This is a genomic window from Bacillus sp. SIMBA_008 (assembly GCF_046535495.1).
GTDB lineage: Bacteria > Bacillota > Bacilli > Bacillales > Bacillaceae > Bacillus > Bacillus subtilis.
The window spans coordinates 1-240 of record NZ_JAWRWL010001160.1; the positions used below are offsets into that span (position 1 = coordinate 1).

Sequence of the window (240 nt, forward strand, 5' to 3'; positions counted from 1 at the left end):
GTCCGGACTTCTTAATGATTTCTCCCGGGCCGTGCAGTCCTGATGAAGCGGGGATCAGCCTCGAAGCCATCAAACATTTTGCCGGCAGTATTCCTATTTTCGGCGTATGTCTCGGACATCAGTCGATTGCGCAAGTATTCGGCGGCGATGTCGTCAGAGCAGAGCGGCTCATGCACGGCAAAACGTCAGAAGTTATGCATGACGGCCAGACGATTTTTAACGGCCTGCAAAATCCGCTGG

1 protein-coding gene is annotated in these 240 nt (G+C 53.3%); it reads left to right on the top strand.

What is annotated here, in order from left to right; translation table 11 throughout:
* Positions 1–240: glutamine amidotransferase-related protein (locus SB658_RS27085; protein WP_410603612.1), on the top strand; the 240-nt coding region annotated here is incomplete at both ends.